Origin of the sequence: Schlegelella aquatica, from assembly GCF_026013905.1 — a bacterium.
Classification (GTDB): domain Bacteria; phylum Pseudomonadota; class Gammaproteobacteria; order Burkholderiales; family Burkholderiaceae_C; genus Caldimonas; species Caldimonas aquatica.
Map to the genome: position 1 here is coordinate 2,484,449 of NZ_CP110257.1, position 15,086 is coordinate 2,499,534.

The 15,086-nt window shown below is 70.6% G+C and carries 12 protein-coding genes; 8 read left to right on the forward strand and 4 right to left on the reverse strand.

The annotated features are described in order from the left end of the window. The first annotated feature begins 371 nt into the window (after positions 1 to 371). The 5 genes from OMP39_RS11300 to rocF all read left to right on the forward strand — a co-directional run bounded on the left by OMP39_RS11300 (position 372) and on the right by rocF (position 6,258). Positions 372 to 1,463 (forward strand): ABC transporter ATP-binding protein, encoded by a 1,092-nt coding sequence (locus tag OMP39_RS11300; RefSeq protein ID WP_264891825.1) that lies wholly within the window; start codon positions 372 to 374, stop codon positions 1,461 to 1,463. Between the two features lie 142 nt (positions 1,464 to 1,605). Continuing rightward, positions 1,606 to 3,054, forward strand: a complete 1,449-nt coding sequence (locus tag OMP39_RS11305; RefSeq protein WP_264891826.1) for a S41 family peptidase — start codon at positions 1,606 to 1,608, stop codon at positions 3,052 to 3,054. A 137-nt stretch (positions 3,055 to 3,191) separates the two neighbouring features. Continuing rightward, on the forward strand, positions 3,192 to 3,947 hold the full coding sequence (locus OMP39_RS11310; RefSeq protein ID WP_264891827.1) for a HesA/MoeB/ThiF family protein: 756 nt from the start codon (positions 3,192 to 3,194) through the stop codon (positions 3,945 to 3,947). Positions 3,948 to 4,093: 146 nt separating this feature from the next. Further along, on the forward strand, positions 4,094 to 4,999 hold the full coding sequence (locus OMP39_RS11315; RefSeq protein WP_264891828.1) for an LOG family protein: 906 nt from the start codon (positions 4,094 to 4,096) through the stop codon (positions 4,997 to 4,999). A gap of 341 nt (positions 5,000 to 5,340) precedes the next feature. Further along, positions 5,341 to 6,258: an arginase gene (rocF, locus tag OMP39_RS11320; protein ID WP_264891829.1), complete on the forward strand. Its 918-nt coding sequence runs from the start codon at positions 5,341 to 5,343 to the stop codon at positions 6,256 to 6,258. Between the two features lie 20 nt (positions 6,259 to 6,278). Here the strand turns inward: rocF and OMP39_RS11325 are convergent, their stop codons facing one another. The 3 genes from OMP39_RS11325 to OMP39_RS11335 are packed head-to-tail and all read right to left on the reverse strand — an operon-like array spanning position 6,279 to position 9,639. After that, positions 6,279 to 6,785: a thermonuclease family protein gene (locus OMP39_RS11325; protein WP_264891830.1), complete on the reverse strand. Its 507-nt coding sequence runs from the start codon at positions 6,783 to 6,785 to the stop codon at positions 6,279 to 6,281. Continuing rightward, positions 6,782 to 7,177 (reverse strand): YkvA family protein, encoded by a 396-nt coding sequence (locus OMP39_RS11330; RefSeq protein ID WP_264891831.1) that lies wholly within the window; start codon positions 7,175 to 7,177, stop codon positions 6,782 to 6,784. Before OMP39_RS11330 ends, OMP39_RS11325 begins: the two co-directional genes overlap by 4 nt. Next, entirely contained in the window at positions 7,174 to 9,639 is a 2,466-nt protein-coding gene (locus OMP39_RS11335; RefSeq protein WP_264891832.1) for a ligase-associated DNA damage response DEXH box helicase, read from the reverse strand. Before OMP39_RS11335 ends, OMP39_RS11330 begins: the two co-directional genes overlap by 4 nt. A 77-nt stretch (positions 9,640 to 9,716) precedes the next feature. Here OMP39_RS11335 and OMP39_RS11340 point away from each other — a divergent pair, with 77 nt between their 5' ends. The 3 genes from OMP39_RS11340 to OMP39_RS11350 are packed head-to-tail and all read left to right on the forward strand — an operon-like array spanning position 9,717 to position 14,048. Further along, positions 9,717 to 10,436 (forward strand): ABC transporter ATP-binding protein, encoded by a 720-nt coding sequence (locus OMP39_RS11340; RefSeq protein ID WP_264891833.1) that lies wholly within the window; start codon positions 9,717 to 9,719, stop codon positions 10,434 to 10,436. 7 nt (positions 10,437 to 10,443) lie between these two features. Further along, positions 10,444 to 12,816: an ABC transporter permease gene (locus tag OMP39_RS11345; RefSeq protein ID WP_264891834.1), complete on the forward strand. Its 2,373-nt coding sequence runs from the start codon at positions 10,444 to 10,446 to the stop codon at positions 12,814 to 12,816. A 17-nt stretch (positions 12,817 to 12,833) separates the two neighbouring features. Further along, positions 12,834 to 14,048 carry an efflux RND transporter periplasmic adaptor subunit gene (locus tag OMP39_RS11350; RefSeq protein ID WP_264891835.1) on the forward strand — a complete coding sequence of 405 codons (1,215 nt, stop codon included), beginning with the start codon at positions 12,834 to 12,836 and terminating at the stop codon, positions 14,046 to 14,048. Between the two features lie 19 nt (positions 14,049 to 14,067). On the opposite strand, the gene OMP39_RS11355 is transcribed toward OMP39_RS11350, so the two are convergent. Further along, positions 14,068 to 14,901, reverse strand: coding sequence for a DUF429 domain-containing protein (locus OMP39_RS11355; RefSeq protein WP_264891836.1), 834 nt, complete (start codon positions 14,899 to 14,901; stop codon positions 14,068 to 14,070). Positions 14,902 to 15,086 lie beyond the last annotated feature (185 nt).

Here is a 15,086-nt window from a genome sequence, read left to right on the forward strand (position 1 = left end):
ACGCTGGGCGAGGCCATCAAGGATGGTCGCCAACGTGCACATCGACGCCTCCTGCGCCGCCCGGCGTCACGATGTGCAGCCGGGCGATCACGTCTTGCCCTTGGCGGCTGACGCTGGCGGCGACATCTCGCCGGAAGTAATGGAGCGGGTGGTGGAGCCCTTTTTCTCGACGAGGCCCGCCGGCCAGGGCACGGGACTGGGCCTGAGCATGGTGCGCGACTTGGCCACGAGACGACACCGCCGTGCTCGCAACCACCCATTTGCAGCCCGCCTAAGGCCCGGCACTCGGCCGCCTCGCCGCGGCCCTACAATGGTGCAAATGACACTCATTCCCATGTGCGGCCTTGCGGGGCGCACATGGTGTTGTTTCGATGTTCCTCGAACTGCAGCAAGTCACCGTGCGCTACCCGGGCGCCGCGGCGCTGCACCCGGCAGTCGACCGGGTGAGCCTCGCGCTTTCGGCCGGCCAGATCGGCGCCCTGATCGGCCCGTCCGGCTGCGGCAAGACCTCGCTGCTGCGGGCGGTAGCGGGCCTGGAACGCATCGCCGAGGGCTGCATCCGGCTGGGTGAGGACGTGCTGAGCGAGGCTTCTGCGGGCCGGGGAGTCCACCTGGCGCCCGAGAAGCGGCAGATCGGCATGGTGTTCCAGGACTACGCCCTCTTCCCGCACCTGACCGTGGCCGAGAACGTCGCCTTCGGGCTGCCCCGCCTCGGGCGGGCGGAGCGCGAACGGCGCGTGGCCGAGATGCTGGAGCTCGTCGGCCTGGGGCCGGTGGCCTCGCGCTTTCCGCACCAGTTGTCCGGCGGCCAGCAACAGCGCATCGCGCTGGCGCGCGCGCTCGCCCCCCGCCCGCGGCTGCTGCTGCTGGACGAGCCCTTCTCCAACCTGGATGTCGAGCTGCGCGAGCGGCTGGCCCAGGAGGTGCGCAACATCCTGAAGCAGGCCTCCATCACCGCCTTGCTCGTCACGCACGACCAGTTCGAGGCCTTTGCGGTGGCCGACGAAATCGGCGTGATGCAGCAGGGGCGCCTGGAGCAGTGGGACGACGCCTATCACCTGTACCACCGCCCGGCCACCCGCTTCGTCGCGGACTTCATCGGGCACGGCGTCTTCACGCCCGCCCGCATCGTGGACTCGGACCACGGCCCCGTGGTGCGCACCCCCTTGGGCGACCTGCTGGACCTCGAGGAGTGCCCCTTGCCGGGCGCCTATCCGGGCGGCGAGTGCGAAGTGCTGCTGCGCGCCGACGACATCGTCCACGACGACGCGAGTCCGGTGAAGGCCCGCATCGAGCGCAAGGCCTTCCGCGGGTCGGAGTTCCTGTACACCTTGCGACTGGCCTCCGGCGAGGAGGTGCTGGCGCACGTGCCCTCCCACCACAACCACTCCGTGGGCGAATGGATCGGCATCCGCCCCGAAGTGGACCACGTCGTGACTTTTCCCCGGGCCGCTCGCGATTGAGCCGACCGCGCGGCCCCATGCTGGCGGTGGGGACTGCAACTTTTTGCAGCAAGCGGGACTCCAACGAACCTATACTGAAGCCCCTGGGCCGGCCTCTTCTCGCTGGGCCTGCCCCACCCCCCGAAAGGACTCTGCACGCATCATGGGTGCCAAACTGAAGATTGCAGGCTGGATCTCGCTCGGAGCGGTCGCGGGCGCGCTGGCCACGATGCAATTGCAGGCAACCGCGCGCAACGCGTTGTCTCCCCTGCCGCTGGAAGAGCTCCAGCAACTGGCCGCGGTCTTCGGGATGGTCAAGTCCGACTACGTCGAGCCGGTCGACGAGAAGAAGCTCATCACCGACGCGATCGCCGGCATGGTGGCCGGGCTCGACCCCCACTCCCAGTACTTCGACAAGAAGAGCTTCAAGGAATTCCGCGAGGGCACGTCGGGCCGTTTCGTCGGCGTGGGCATCGAGATCGGCATGGAAGACGGCCTGGTCAAGGTAGTCTCCCCCATCGAAGGCTCGCCCGCGTTTCGCGCCGGCCTCAAGAGCGGCGACCTCATCACCAAGATCGACGACACCGCCGTCAAGGGCCTGACGCTGGATCAGGCCGTCAAGCGCATGCGCGGCGAGCCGAACACCAAGGTGATCCTGACGATCTTCCGCAAGTCGGAGGGCCGCACCTTCCCGGTGAGCATCGTGCGCGAGGAGATCCGCGTGCAGAGCGTGCGCGCCAAGATGGTCGAGCCCGGGTACGCCTGGCTGCGCGTCAGCCAGTTCCAGGACCGCACCGTCGAGGACTTCGTGCGCAAGCTCGAGGATCTGTACAAGCAGGACCCGAACCTCAAGGGCCTGGTGCTCGACCTGCGCAACGACCCGGGCGGCCTGCTGGAAGGCGCGGTGGCCGTCGCCGCGGCCTTCCTGCCCAAGGACGTGACGGTCGTGAGCACCAACGGCCAGATTCCGGAGTCCAAGGCAGTGTTCAAGGCCAGCCCCGAGTATTACGTGCGCCGCGGCGGCCCCGATCCCCTCAAGCGCCTGCCGGAAGCCGTCAAGACGGTGCCGCTGGTGGTGCTCGTCAACGAGGGTTCGGCCTCGGCCAGCGAGATCGTGGCCGGCGCCTTGCAGGACCACAAACGCGCCGTGGTGATGGGATCGCAGACCTTCGGCAAGGGCTCGGTGCAGACGGTGCGCCAGATCTCGGCCGAGACTGCGCTCAAGCTCACGACGGCGCGCTACTACACGCCGGCGGGCCGCTCGATCCAGGCCAAGGGGATCGTGCCCGACGTCATGCTGGACGAGACGCCGGAAGGCAACGTCTACTCGGCGCTGCGGCTGCGCGAGGCGGACCTCGAAAAACACCTGCAAAGCGGCAAGGAGCCGGAGGTGAAGGACCCGGCGCGCGAGAAAGCGCGCGAGGAAGCGCTCAAGCGGCTGGAGGAAGAAGCCGCCAAGCAGAGCAAGAGCGCGCCCAAGCCGCTGCCCGAGTTCGGCAGCCCCGAGGACTTCCAGCTGCAACAGGCGCTCAACCGCCTGAAGGGCAAGCCGGTGCTCGTCTCCAAGACGCTCACCGAGCGCAAGCCCGACCAGGACGGCGAGACGAACTGACGCGGCACCGACGCGGTGCGGCTTGTCGGCCGCGCCGCCGCATCGCCCCTCCTCCACCTTCCCATCGCCCGCCCTGTGGCGGGCGATGTCGTTTCGCCGGGGGGCACGCGGGCCGGCTTCTTCGGTATCCTGCCGGCATGAACGACGACCAGCTGCTGCGATACAGCCGTCACCTGCTGCTCGACGAGGTCGGGGTCGAAGGCCAGGAGCGCTTCCTGGCCGCGCACGCTCTGGTGATCGGCGCCGGGGGCCTGGGCTCGCCCACCGCCCTGTACCTCGCCACGGCGGGGGTGGGCCGTCTCACGATCGTGGACGACGACCGAGTCGATCTCACCAATCTTCAGCGCCAGATCATCCACGACATGTCGTCGCTCGGCGAGCCGAAGGCCCGCTCGGCCGCACGGCGTGTCGCGGCGCTCAACCCAGAGGTGCATGTCGAGCCCGTGTGCGCCCACGCCGACGCCCGGCTCCTGGACGAACTCGTCGCCGGCGCCGACGTGGTGCTGGACTGCTGCGACAACTTCGCCACCCGGCACGCCGTCAACGTCGCATGCGTGCGGCACCGCCGGCCGCTGGTCAGCGGCGCGGCCATCCGGTTCGACGGCCAGATCGCCGTGTACGACACGCGCGACGAGGCCTCGCCCTGCTATGCCTGCATCTTCCCGCCGGACCAGGAGTTCGAGGAAGTGCGTTGCGCGACGATGGGCGTGTTCGCGCCGCTGGTGGGCATCGTGGGCGCCGTGCAGGCGGCCGAGGCCCTCAAGCTCCTCGCGGGCGTCGGCACTTCGCTTGCCGGTCGGCTGCAGATGCTCGATGCGCGCACGATGGAATGGAACGAGATCCGCCTGCCCCGCCAGCCCGGATGCCCCGTGTGCGGCGGCGCATGGCGATGAGCGCACCAGCCCCGAGCGCGCCCTCGCCCCCGGTGAGATGAACTCGCCCCCGAACCTTCGACCCGCGCCGACGCGGGCGGGCGCGACGCCGGCGTGCGTCGGCCGAACGCGCGATGCGCAGTGGAGCAACTGACATGGCAATCACGATGGACAACAGACGCCAGAACCTGACAGCGCGCAACTTCCCGACCGCGCGAGACGACGCGGCCGCCGCCACCGAGCTGCCCCGCTACGGAGGACCGGAAAGTGCCTATCGCCTGGCCTTCACGGACACCCAGTTCCTGCTGCGCGACGAACTGCGCCCCGTGAGGCTGCAGCTCGAGCTGCTCAAGCCCGAGCTGGTGCAGCGCGAGCACGGGATCGAATCGACGGTGGTGATCTTCGGCAGTGCGCGCATCCCGCCGCGCGACGTGGCCGAACAACTCCTCGAGGAGGCCCGCCAGACAGGCGATGCGAATCTCATCGCGCAGGCGCAGCGGCGCTTGGCAATGTCGTTCTACTACGAGGAGGCGCGCCGATTCGCGCGCCTGGTCACGCAGGCCTCGCGCGAACTCGACCAGCCGATCTACGTCGCCACCGGCGGCGGGCCCGGCATCATGGAGGCGGGCAACCGCGGCGCCTTCGAAGCCGGCGGCAAAAGCGTGGGCCTGAACATCGTGCTGCCGCACGAGCAGGAGCCCAACCCCTACATCACCCCGGAGCTGTGCTTCCTGTTCCACTACTTCGGGCTGCGCAAGATGCACTTCCTGATGCGCTCGATCGCGCTGGTGTGCTTCCCGGGGGGCTTCGGCACGCTGGACGAACTGTTCGAGGTGATGACACTGATGCAGACGGGCAAGTGCCGCCGCCGCCCGATCCTGCTGTTCGGCCGCGAGTTCTGGAGCCAGCTCGTCAACTTCGACGTGCTGGTGGACACGGGCATGATCTCGCCCCAGGACGTCGAGCTCTTCCGCTTCGTCGAGAGCGCCGAGGAGGCGTGGGAGATCATCTGCGCGTCGTACACCCTCGACCCGCGGCCGACCGGCGCGGGTGAGCCGGATGACACGCCCTGAGGCCCGGCGCTCGGCCGCCCGGAGCCGGGCCGTGACCCCCTCGGGGGGTGGGGCGCAAGCCCCGGGGGCAAAGATATAAGGCCCGGCGCTCGGCCGCCCGGAGCCGGGCCGTGACCCCCTCGGGGGGTGGGGCGCAAGCCCTGGGGGCAAAGATATAAGGCCCGGCGCTCGGCCGCCCGGAGCCGGGCCGTGACCCCCTCGGGGGGTGGGGCGCAAGCCCCGGGGGCAAAGATATAAGGCCGGCGCTCGGCCGCCCGGAGCCGGGCCGTGACCCCCTCGCGGGGTAGGGCGCAAGCCCCGGGGGCACAAGGATGAGTACCACTGCCGCAAGAGGACGGAACATGCCCAGACTGGTGAGCCTGATCGGCGCGCCGACCGACGTCGGAGCCGGCGCCCGCGGCGTCTCGATGGGGCCGGAGGCCCTGCGCGTGGCCAACTTGCAGCCGGTGCTGGAGCGCCTGGGCTGCCAAGTGCTGGACCGCGGCAACCTCAACGGCCCGCCCAACCCGTGGCAGGCCCCGGTGGACGGATACCGTCACTTGAGCGAGGTGGTGGCCTGGAACCGCGAGGTGCACACCGCCGTCTACCACGAGCTCCAGGCCGGCCGCCTGCCCATCCTGCTCGGCGGCGACCACTGTCTGGGCATCGGCTCGATCAGCGCGGTCGCCCGGCACTGCCGCGAACAGGGCAAGAAGTTGCGCGTGCTGTGGCTCGACGCCCATGCGGACTTCAACACCAGCCTCATCACGCCCAGCGGCAACATCCATGGCATGCCGGTGGCGTGCCTGTGCGGCCACGGGCCGGCACCGCTGGTCGAACTGGGCGGCCATGTGCCGGCCATCCAGCCCTCGTGGGTGAGGCAGATCGGCATCCGCAGCGTGGACGAAGGCGAGAAGCGCTTCGTGCACGAGATGGGTCTGGAAGTCTTCGACATGCGCTACATCGACGAGATGGGGATGCGCCACACGATGGAGCTGGCGCTCGCGATGCTCGATGCCCACACGCATCTGCACGTGAGCTTCGACGTGGACTTCCTCGACCCCGACGTGGCCCCGGGGGTGGGCACCACGGTGCGGGGCGGGCCCACCTACCGCGAAGCGCAGCTGTGCATGGAGATGATCGCCGACAGCGGTCGCCTCGGCTCGTTGGACGTGATGGAGCTCAACCCCGCGCTGGACGTGCGCAACCAGACGGCCGAAGTGGCGGTGGAACTGATCGCGAGCTTGTTCGGCAAGTCGACGCTGATGCGCCGCGGCTGAAAGAGCCGCACGCGAGGGGCTCAACAGGGCCCGTGCCAGCGGCGGAACACCACCGGCCTCATCGGGTCGCGCTCGCCGTGCAGGCCGCGGGCCGCGGCGCGGGCCTCGTGTTCCAGCTGCCGGTAGGCGCCGCCGGCGTACCCGCCGGGCCCCACGCTCCAGGCGTGGCCTTGCATCACCAGCCACGCGCCCAGGTCCTCGCCCTCCACCTGCACGCGCGCGAGCACACGGCGATAGACGTCCCGCCCCACGGGCTCGACGCGCACCGGTCGCCCCAGCACGTGAGCGCGCAGCGCCTGCGTCGCCTCCTCGCCCCACGGCTGGCAGCGTTCGGGCGCGTCCACGTCCAAGAGCCTGAGCTTCACCAACCGGTGCTCCTCGGCCAGCGAGCGGACCCAGAGCGTGTCGCCGTCGCTCACCCGCTCCACGGTCGCGAGCCAGGCCGCCGCGGCAGGCAGCGGCAGCCACGCGGCGCAGGCGACCACCCACGCCAGCAGCGCGGCGGCCCTCGTGCGGGCGCCCTTCATGCGCCCCATGCGCGCGCGATGGCCCATATCGCCACGGCCAGCAGCACCGCCCAGAGCAAGACGATGAACACAGCGCCCCACAGCAGCCGCGGCAACTGGTCGCGCGAGCGCTCGGCCTCGGCCAGACGCGCCTGCCACAGCGGTGGCGGCGTGAGGCGCACGACGAGCGCGATGCCCAGCGGGATGAGCACCAGATCGTCGAGCTGGCCCAGCACCGGGATGAAGTCGGGCACCAAGTCGATCGGGCTCACGGCGTAGGCGAGCACGGCCACGGCCGTCCACTTCGCGAGCCGGGGCGTCTGGGGATGCTTGAAGAGCTTCCACAGCGCGATGAGGTAGGTCGCCAGCCGCGTGGTGTTGGCGACACGAAGGATCTTGCGCAATCGGGTCATGCGGATCGGGTCTTTGCTGTCGGGGCGGCCTCCAGCGCGCGCGTGGCGTCGCGTACGATGCGCTCGAGCCGCTCGCCGAGCTTCTCGGTCGACAATTGTTCGCGAAAACGCTCCACCATTAGCGGCAGGCACAGGGGGCTGGGGTGCCGCAACTCCACCGCTTCGATGCGCTGGCCGGCCATGCGTTCCAGGCTGTCGCGCAGTCGCGCGATGTCCAGCTCCTGGCTCAACACCTCGCGCTCGGCCTGCGAGAGCAGCAGATTGCCCGCATCGTACTTGCGAAACACTTCGTAGAAGAGCGAACTCGACGCCTGCAACTGCTTCATGCTCTTCGGCGCGCCGGGGTAGCCCACGAACACCAGGCCGGCGACCCGGGCGATCTCGCGAAAACGCCGCTCGGCGAGCTCCGAGGAGTTGAGACTGGCCAGCACGTCCTCCAGCAGTTGGTCGGTGGTGAAGACGCGCTTGTCGTACACCGGCGCGAGGTCCGTCTCCTGCGCGCTCAGGAGTTCGAAGCCGTAGTCGTTGACGGAAATGCTGAAGGTGCGCGGCCGGTCCTTGGCGAGCCGCCAGGCCAGCAGGCTCGCGAGCCCGAGGTGCACATGGCGGCCCGCGAAGGGGTAGAGGTACAGGTGCACCCCTTCGCGCGAACGCAAGCGCTCCACGAGGAGCGTGCCGGGGGTGGGCAGGCGCGACAGCGCACGTTGCGTCTCGAGCATCGGTCGCGCGCCCTGCAGTTCCGGGTCGAGGTACTGGCCGCGATCGACCGCCTCGAGCAGCTCGAGCACGGCATCGGCCAACTCGCTGGACAACGGCATCTTGCCGCCGTTCCAGCGCGGCACCGCGCCCGCGCGGCGATGCTCGGGCTTGCGGACGTAGGCGGCCATGTCCTGCACGCGCACGAACTCCAGCATCCGCCCGCCGAAGAGAAAGCAGTCCCCCCGGCGCAGCCGGGCGATGAAGCTCTCTTCGATGGTGCCGATCTTGCCGCCGGACAGCCACTTCACCTGCATCGTCGCGTCGCCCACGATGGTGCCCACCTGCAGGCGGTGCCGCATCGCGGTGCGCCGGTCGGTCACGCGGTACACGCCGTCGACTTGCCGCACCCGGTGGTACTCGGGATAGGCATGCAGGCTGTCGCCGCCTTGTTCGACGAAGCGCAGCACCCAGAGGAACTCCTCGCGCGTGAGATGGCGGTAAGCGTAGGCGGTGCGCACTTCGTCGAACAACTCGTCGGCCCGGAAGCCGCCGCCGAGCGCCACGGTGACGAGGTGCTGCACCAGCACGTCCAGCGGCTTGTCGGGCGACGCGCGTTTCTCGATGCGCCCGGCGAGCGCGGCACGTCGCGCCGCGGCCGCCTCGATGAGTTCCAACGTGTGCGTGGGCACGAGCGTGACGCGGCTCGCGCGCCCGGGTGCATGACCGCTGCGCCCCGCGCGTTGCAGCAGGCGCGCCACCCCTTTCGCGGAGCCGATCTGCAACACCCGCTCGACGGGCAGGAAGTCCACGCCGAGGTCGAGCGACGAGGTGGCCACCACCGCCTTGAGCCGACCTTCCTTGAGCCCGAGCTCCACCCATTCGCGCGCGTCCTTGTCGATCGAGCCGTGATGCAGCGCGACGAGGCCGGCCCAGTCCGGCCGCGCTTCGAGCAGGAGTTGGTACCAGATCTCGGCCTGGGACCGGGTGTTGGTGAAGACGAGCGTGGTCGGGGCGCGGTCGATCTCCTCGACCACCGGCTGCTGCATCTGCGCGCCGAGGTGGCCGGCCCACGAGAAGCGGCCGGGCTCGGCCGGCATCAGCGTGTCGATGACCAAGGCCTTGTCCACCCGCCCCTGCACGAGACGGCCGTGCGGGCTGCCGAGCAGCACGTGCATCGCCTGCTCGAGGTTGCCGAGCGTGGCGCTGAGCCCCCAGGTCAGCAGGCCGGGATTCCAGCGCCGCAGCCGGGCGAGTGCCAGTTGCACCTGCACGCCGCGCTTGTTGCCGAGCAGCTCGTGCCATTCGTCCACGATGACGGCATCGACGCCACTCAGCTCGGCGCGCGCGTGCTCGCGGGTGAGCATGAGGCTGAGCGACTCGGGCGTCGTCACCAGTGCCGCAGGCCAATGCCGGTCTTGGCGGGCCCGCTCGCCGGCCGGGGTGTCGCCCGTGCGCAGACCCACCTGCCAGCCCAAGCCCAAGGCCGGCACCGGGCGCTCGAGCGCGCGCACCGTGTCGGCAGCCAACGCGCGCATCGGCGTGATCCACAGCACGCGCAAGCCGCGGCTGCCCTCGGCGCCGCGCGTCAACTGGCGCAGCAGTGCGCCGAACCACACGGCATAGGTCTTGCCGGCGCCGGTGGTGGCGTGCAGCAAGCCGCTGTCGCCCTCCAGCATCGCGTGCCAGACGGCGCGCTGAAAGTCGAACGGCTGCCAACCCTGCTCGCGGAACCACCCCTCGGCGGGATGCGAAGCATCGTCCATCGACGCCGATTATGAAGGTCGCACCCGGTCTTGATGTTCGTCAACCCGGTGGCCGCGTGGGCGGGCACCATGGCGCCATGCCCCCGACCCCCGGCGCTCCCCTGTTCCGTGTGCACGCCGTGACCAAGGTGTACCGGACGGGCGAGGTGGAGGTGCACGCGCTGCGCGGCATCGACCTCGATGTCTTTCGCGGCGAGTTCATCGTGCTGTTGGGAGCCTCGGGCAGCGGCAAGTCCACGCTCCTCAACATCCTCGGCGGGCTGGACGTGCCCTCGGCCGGCGAGGTGTATTTCGGCGAGCAGCGCCTCACCGACGCCGACGAGACCGAGCTCACGCGCTACCGCCGCGAGCACGTGGGCTTCGTGTTCCAGTTCTACAACCTCATCCCCAGCCTCACGGTGCGCGAGAACGTGCAGCTGGTGACCGACATCGTGCCCGACCCGATGCCGGTGGACGAAGCCCTGGACCTGGTCGCCCTCGGCTCTCGGCGCGACCATTTCCCCTCGCAACTGTCCGGCGGCGAGCAGCAGCGCGTGGCGATCGCGCGGGCCATCGTCAAGCGGCCCGAGGTGTTGCTGTGCGACGAACCGACGGGCGCGCTCGACTACCAGACCGGCAAGCTGGTGCTCGACGTGATCGCGCGTATCAACCAGGAGCTGGGCACGACCGCCATCGTCATCACGCACAACGCGGCCATCTCGGGCATGGCCGATCGGGTGGTGGTGCTCGCCGACGGACGCATTCAACGCGTGGACGTCAACGCCCACAAGATCTCGCCGGCCGAGCTGTCGTGGTGAGACCGGCATGAAGGCGCTGGACCGCAAGCTGTGGCGCGATCTGCGCCTGATGTGGAGCCAGGCGCTGACGGTCGCGCTGGTGGTGGCGAGCGGCATTGCGGGGTTCCTCACGAGCCTGAGCGCGGTCGACTCGCTCGCGGCGGCCCGCGAGAGCTTCTACGCCAGCGGCCGCTTCGCCGACGTGTTCGCGTCGCTCAAGCGCGCGCCGCAGTCCATGGCGCAGACGCTGCACACGCTGCCCGGCGTGGCCGACGTGCAGACCTCGCACGAGCAGGTGGTGCGGCTGGAGATCGAGGGCGTGGTCGACCCGATGCTGGGGCGCCTGATCGGCATCGACCCGCGCCTGCCGCGCCGCATGAATCAGGTCGTCGTGCGCCAGGGGCGGGGGCTCGACGCCGTGGAGGGCGACAGCCTGGAAGGCGCGCTGGCCGTGCTGGTCTCCGAGGGCTTCGCCACCGGCCGAGGGCTGCGCCCCGGCTCGCGCCTGACCGCCTTGCTCAACGGCAAACGCCGCGCGCTGTGGGTCGCCGGCATCGCCGTCTCGCCCGAGTACATCTTCGCCGGGCTGTCCGGGATGCCGGACCAGCGCAGTTTCGGCGTCTTCTGGGTGGACCGCAGTGCGCTGGACGCGGCCTACGACATGGAGGGAGCCTTCAACCAGGTGGCGGTCAAGCTCGCGCCGGGCGCCAGCGAACGCGCCGTGGCCGACCGGCTCACGCGAGCGCTGGAGCGCTACGGCGCACGCGAGGCGGTGGGCCGGGAGGACCAGCCCTCGCACGCGATGCTGGACGCCGAGATCAAGGAGCAGCGCGTCCTCGGCACGGTGCTGCCGGCGATCTTTCTCGGCGTGGCGGCCTTCCTTCTCAACGTCGTGGTCTCGCGCATGGTCTCGACCCAGCGCGAACAGATCGCAGCGCTCAAGGCGCTCGGCTATCCGAACATCCGGATCGCGGGCCACTACCTGCGCTTCGTCATGGTGATCGTCGGGTGGGGGATCGTGCTCGGCATCGCGGTGGGCGACTGGCTGGGCGGCGCCTTCACCCGGCTGTACGCGGAGTTCTTCCACTTCCCCTCGATGGAGCATCGCCTGGCGCCGTGGCTCGTCGTGACCGGCGTCGGGTTGACGGTCCTGACCTCGGTGGCCGGCGCGCTGCACGCCATCGCGGCCACCGTGCGGCTCTCGCCGGCCGAGGCCATGCGCCCCCCCGCGCCCGGACGCTACCGGCGCACGCTGGTGGAACGACTGGGCCTGCGAGGGCTGCCCCCCGCGCTGACGATGATCCTGCGCCAGATGGAGCGGCGGCCGGTGCGCACGGGGCTGTCCATCGGAGGCGTGGCAGCGGCCGTCGCCATCATCGTGATGGGCAATTTCGTGCGGGACGCCATCGACTACATCGTCGATTCGCAGTTCAACCGGGTCCTGCGCAGCGACGTCATCGTCTGGATGGCCGAGATCACCGACGAGTCGGCCCGCCACGAGCTCGCGCGGCTGCCCGGTGTGATCGCCGTCGAGCCGGGGCGCGACCTGGCGGTGCGGTTCGTGCACGGCCATCGCAGCGAACGAGGCTCCATCCAAGGCTACGAGACTCCGGCCGAGCTCCGCCGCGTGGTCGGCGTGGACGGCCGCGAAGTGCCGGTGCCCGAGGAGGGGCTGCTGCTCACCGACCGGCTGGCCGCCAAGCTGGGGGTGCGGGTGGGCGACCGTGTGCTCGTCGAGGCGATCGAGGGCAGCCGCCCGCAGCTGGAGCTGACGGTGGTCGCCACGGTGCAGGAGATGATGGGCCTGAACGCCTACATGAACCGCCATGCACTGAACCGCGCCTTGCGTGAAGGCCGCATCGCCTCGCAGTACTCGCTCGCCGTCGAGCGCGGTCGTGAGGCGCAGTTGCTGCAGGCGCTCAAAGGCGTGCCCCGCGTCGTGGGCACCTTCAGCAAGGCCAGTCTGTTGCGCAACATGCAGGAAGTCAGCGCCCGCAACATCCGGCTGATGAGCACGGTGCTCACCATCTTCGCCAGTGTCATCGCGGTCGGCGTGGTCTACAACAACGCCCGCATCGCCCTGGCCGAGCGCACCTGGGAGCTGGCGAGCCTGCGGGTGCTGGGTTTCAGCCGGGCGGAAGTGTCGTCGCTGCTGCTCGGCGAGATGGCGATCGGCATCGCGGTGGCCCTGCCCTTGGGCATGCTGCTCGGGCTGGGTCTGACCCACGCCGTGGCCGAGGCCCTCAAGTCCGACCAGTTTCACTTTCCGGTCGTCATCCTGCCCCGCACCTACGCCTGGGCGGCGGTGTGCGTGGTGGCCGCCGGCCTGGCCAGCGCGCTCGTGGTGCGCCGCCGCATCGACCGGCTCGACATGGTGGCGGCTCTCAAAACCCGTGAATGAAGAAGAATCAAGAAACGATGAACACCAAACGCCTGCTCATCGCCGCGGCAGTGACAGCGAGCGTCGTGGCGGTGCTCGCCTGGGCCTTCGCACCGCGACCCCAAGCCGTCGAACTCGCCACCGTGCAGCGGGGCTTGTTCGAGCGCACGATCGACGAGGATGGCAAGACCCGCGTGCGCGACCGTTATGTCGTGGCTGCGCCGCTGGCGGGCCGCCTGGAGCGCATCACCCTGCGCGAGGGCGACCGGGTCGAGGCGCAGCAGGTGGTCGCGCGGCTCGCCCCGACCCTGGCGCCGATGCTCGACGCTCGCACCCTCGCCGAGCTGCGCGAGCGCGTCGGGGCGGCCGAGGCCCAGGTGCGCGCGGCCGGCGCGCGCGCGCAGCTCGCGCAGGTGCGGCAGCGCCAGGCCGAGGACGAATGGCAGCGCAACCAGGCCCTGGCGCAGCAGGGCTTCATCTCGGAGAGCCGCCTGACCTCGGCGCGCCTGACCCGGGAAGCTGCCCTGCGCGAACAGGCTGCCGCCGCGCAGGAACTCGAGACGGCCCGGCACCTGCTGGCGCAGGCGCGGGCCGCGGTGCGGGCGACGCAGCCCGGCGACCCGGCCCCCGGCCGGCTGTTCGAGGTGCGCTCGCCGATCGCGGCGCAGGTGCTGCGCGTGCCCCAGACGAGCGAGGGCGTCGTCGCCCTCGGCACGCCCCTGATGGAACTGGGCGACACCGCCGACCTGGAGATCGTGGCGGAGTTGCTGACGTCCGACGCGGTGCAGGTGCAGCCCGGCATGCCGGCGCGCATCGAGCGCTGGGGCGGCCCTCAGGTGCTCGAGGCGCGTGTGAAGCGCGTCGAGCCCGGCGCCTTCACCAAGGTGTCGGCCCTCGGCGTGGAAGAACAGCGCGTCGAGGTGCTGCTCGAGCTGGCCTCTTCGCCGGCCGAGCGCGCCGCGCTGGGCGACGGCTACCGCGTGGGGGTGCGGCTCGTGGCGCAATCCGTGCCCGATGCGCTGCTGGTGCCCGTGAGTGCGGTGTTCCCGCATCCGGAGCAGCCCGGGCGCATGGCCGCCTTCACCCTGCGCGACGGTCGCGCCTTGCTGCGCACGGTGGAGGTGGGCGGTCGCAATGGCGTGCACGCCTGGGTGCGCCAGGGGCTGGACGAGGCAGAGCAGGTCATCGTGTACCCGCCGCCCAACGTGCACGACGGGGTGCGCGTGCAGCCGCGCAAGCGCAACCCGCGCTGATCCGCGCCCTGCCCCGCCCTCACGCGCTGGCGATCCAGCCTTCCAGTGGGTCGATCTCGGCAGGCTGGCCCCACCGCGGCTGCCGTGCCGCCCAGGCGGCCTGCATCATGCAGAGCACGGCGTCCAACAGGTCGCCCATCGCTTCGTCCACCAGCGCCTCGCGCTGCGCGTGCGTGAGCCGCAGCCGCAGTGCCAGCCGGGTGCGCCCCTGTTCCAGCGCCTCGACGATGTCCTTGCGCGCGATCAGCCGCTCGGGTGTTTGCCGCGCCTTGTCGTCGGCCTTGTAGCTTCGGTTCCCGACGAGCTCGCGCGCGAGCAGCCCAGGGTAGCCTTCCAGCGCCACGCGCGCCGGGTCACCTTCGTGAAGGCCGGGCAGATGGACGCCGGCGTCGAGCAGGGCCGGCGCGCCGGCATGGAGCATGAGCGCGACCGGCGGGTTGACCCACTTCATCGACGGCGAGGAGCCGGCCGATGCCTCGCACGCGCGGTGCGCGAACTTGGCGCCCGCCGGCCGCGCCGCACAGAAGGCGGCGAAGGTCGCGCGGATCTCGTCTCGGTCCAGGCCGCGATAGTGCTCGATCAACGGGCGCCAGTGTGTCGGCCAGCCCAGGTGAACCACCAGCTCGCGCGGCAGCCCGAAGGGGAAGTCGAGCGCCGCGACCCACGGGCCGGGCGTGGCCAGCCACCTGGCGAACGACGCCTCGTCCGGCAGCCGCTCCAGCGTGTGCAGACGCACCGCGCCGCCTTCCAGCTCGCCGCAGGCCACGGTGATCGGCTTGCGACGTGTGGGCCGGCTGGTGAAATCGACCCCCGCCACGCGGGCGGACGGGAAAGGAGGTGCACACGCGTTCATGCAGATCGACGACGGGTTCCGGGTGAAAAAGTGCAGCGCCCGCCCGGTCGGCACCCGCAGGCAGCACGTCGGCCTGGGCCGCAACCCCTATGATCGCTGCTTCCGCGGCCGCCGCCGGCCCGCGCCTTCTGCCGTCCGTCGCCGTCGTTCGAGTTCCGGTGCGACCCATGCCCGAACCCTTGCCT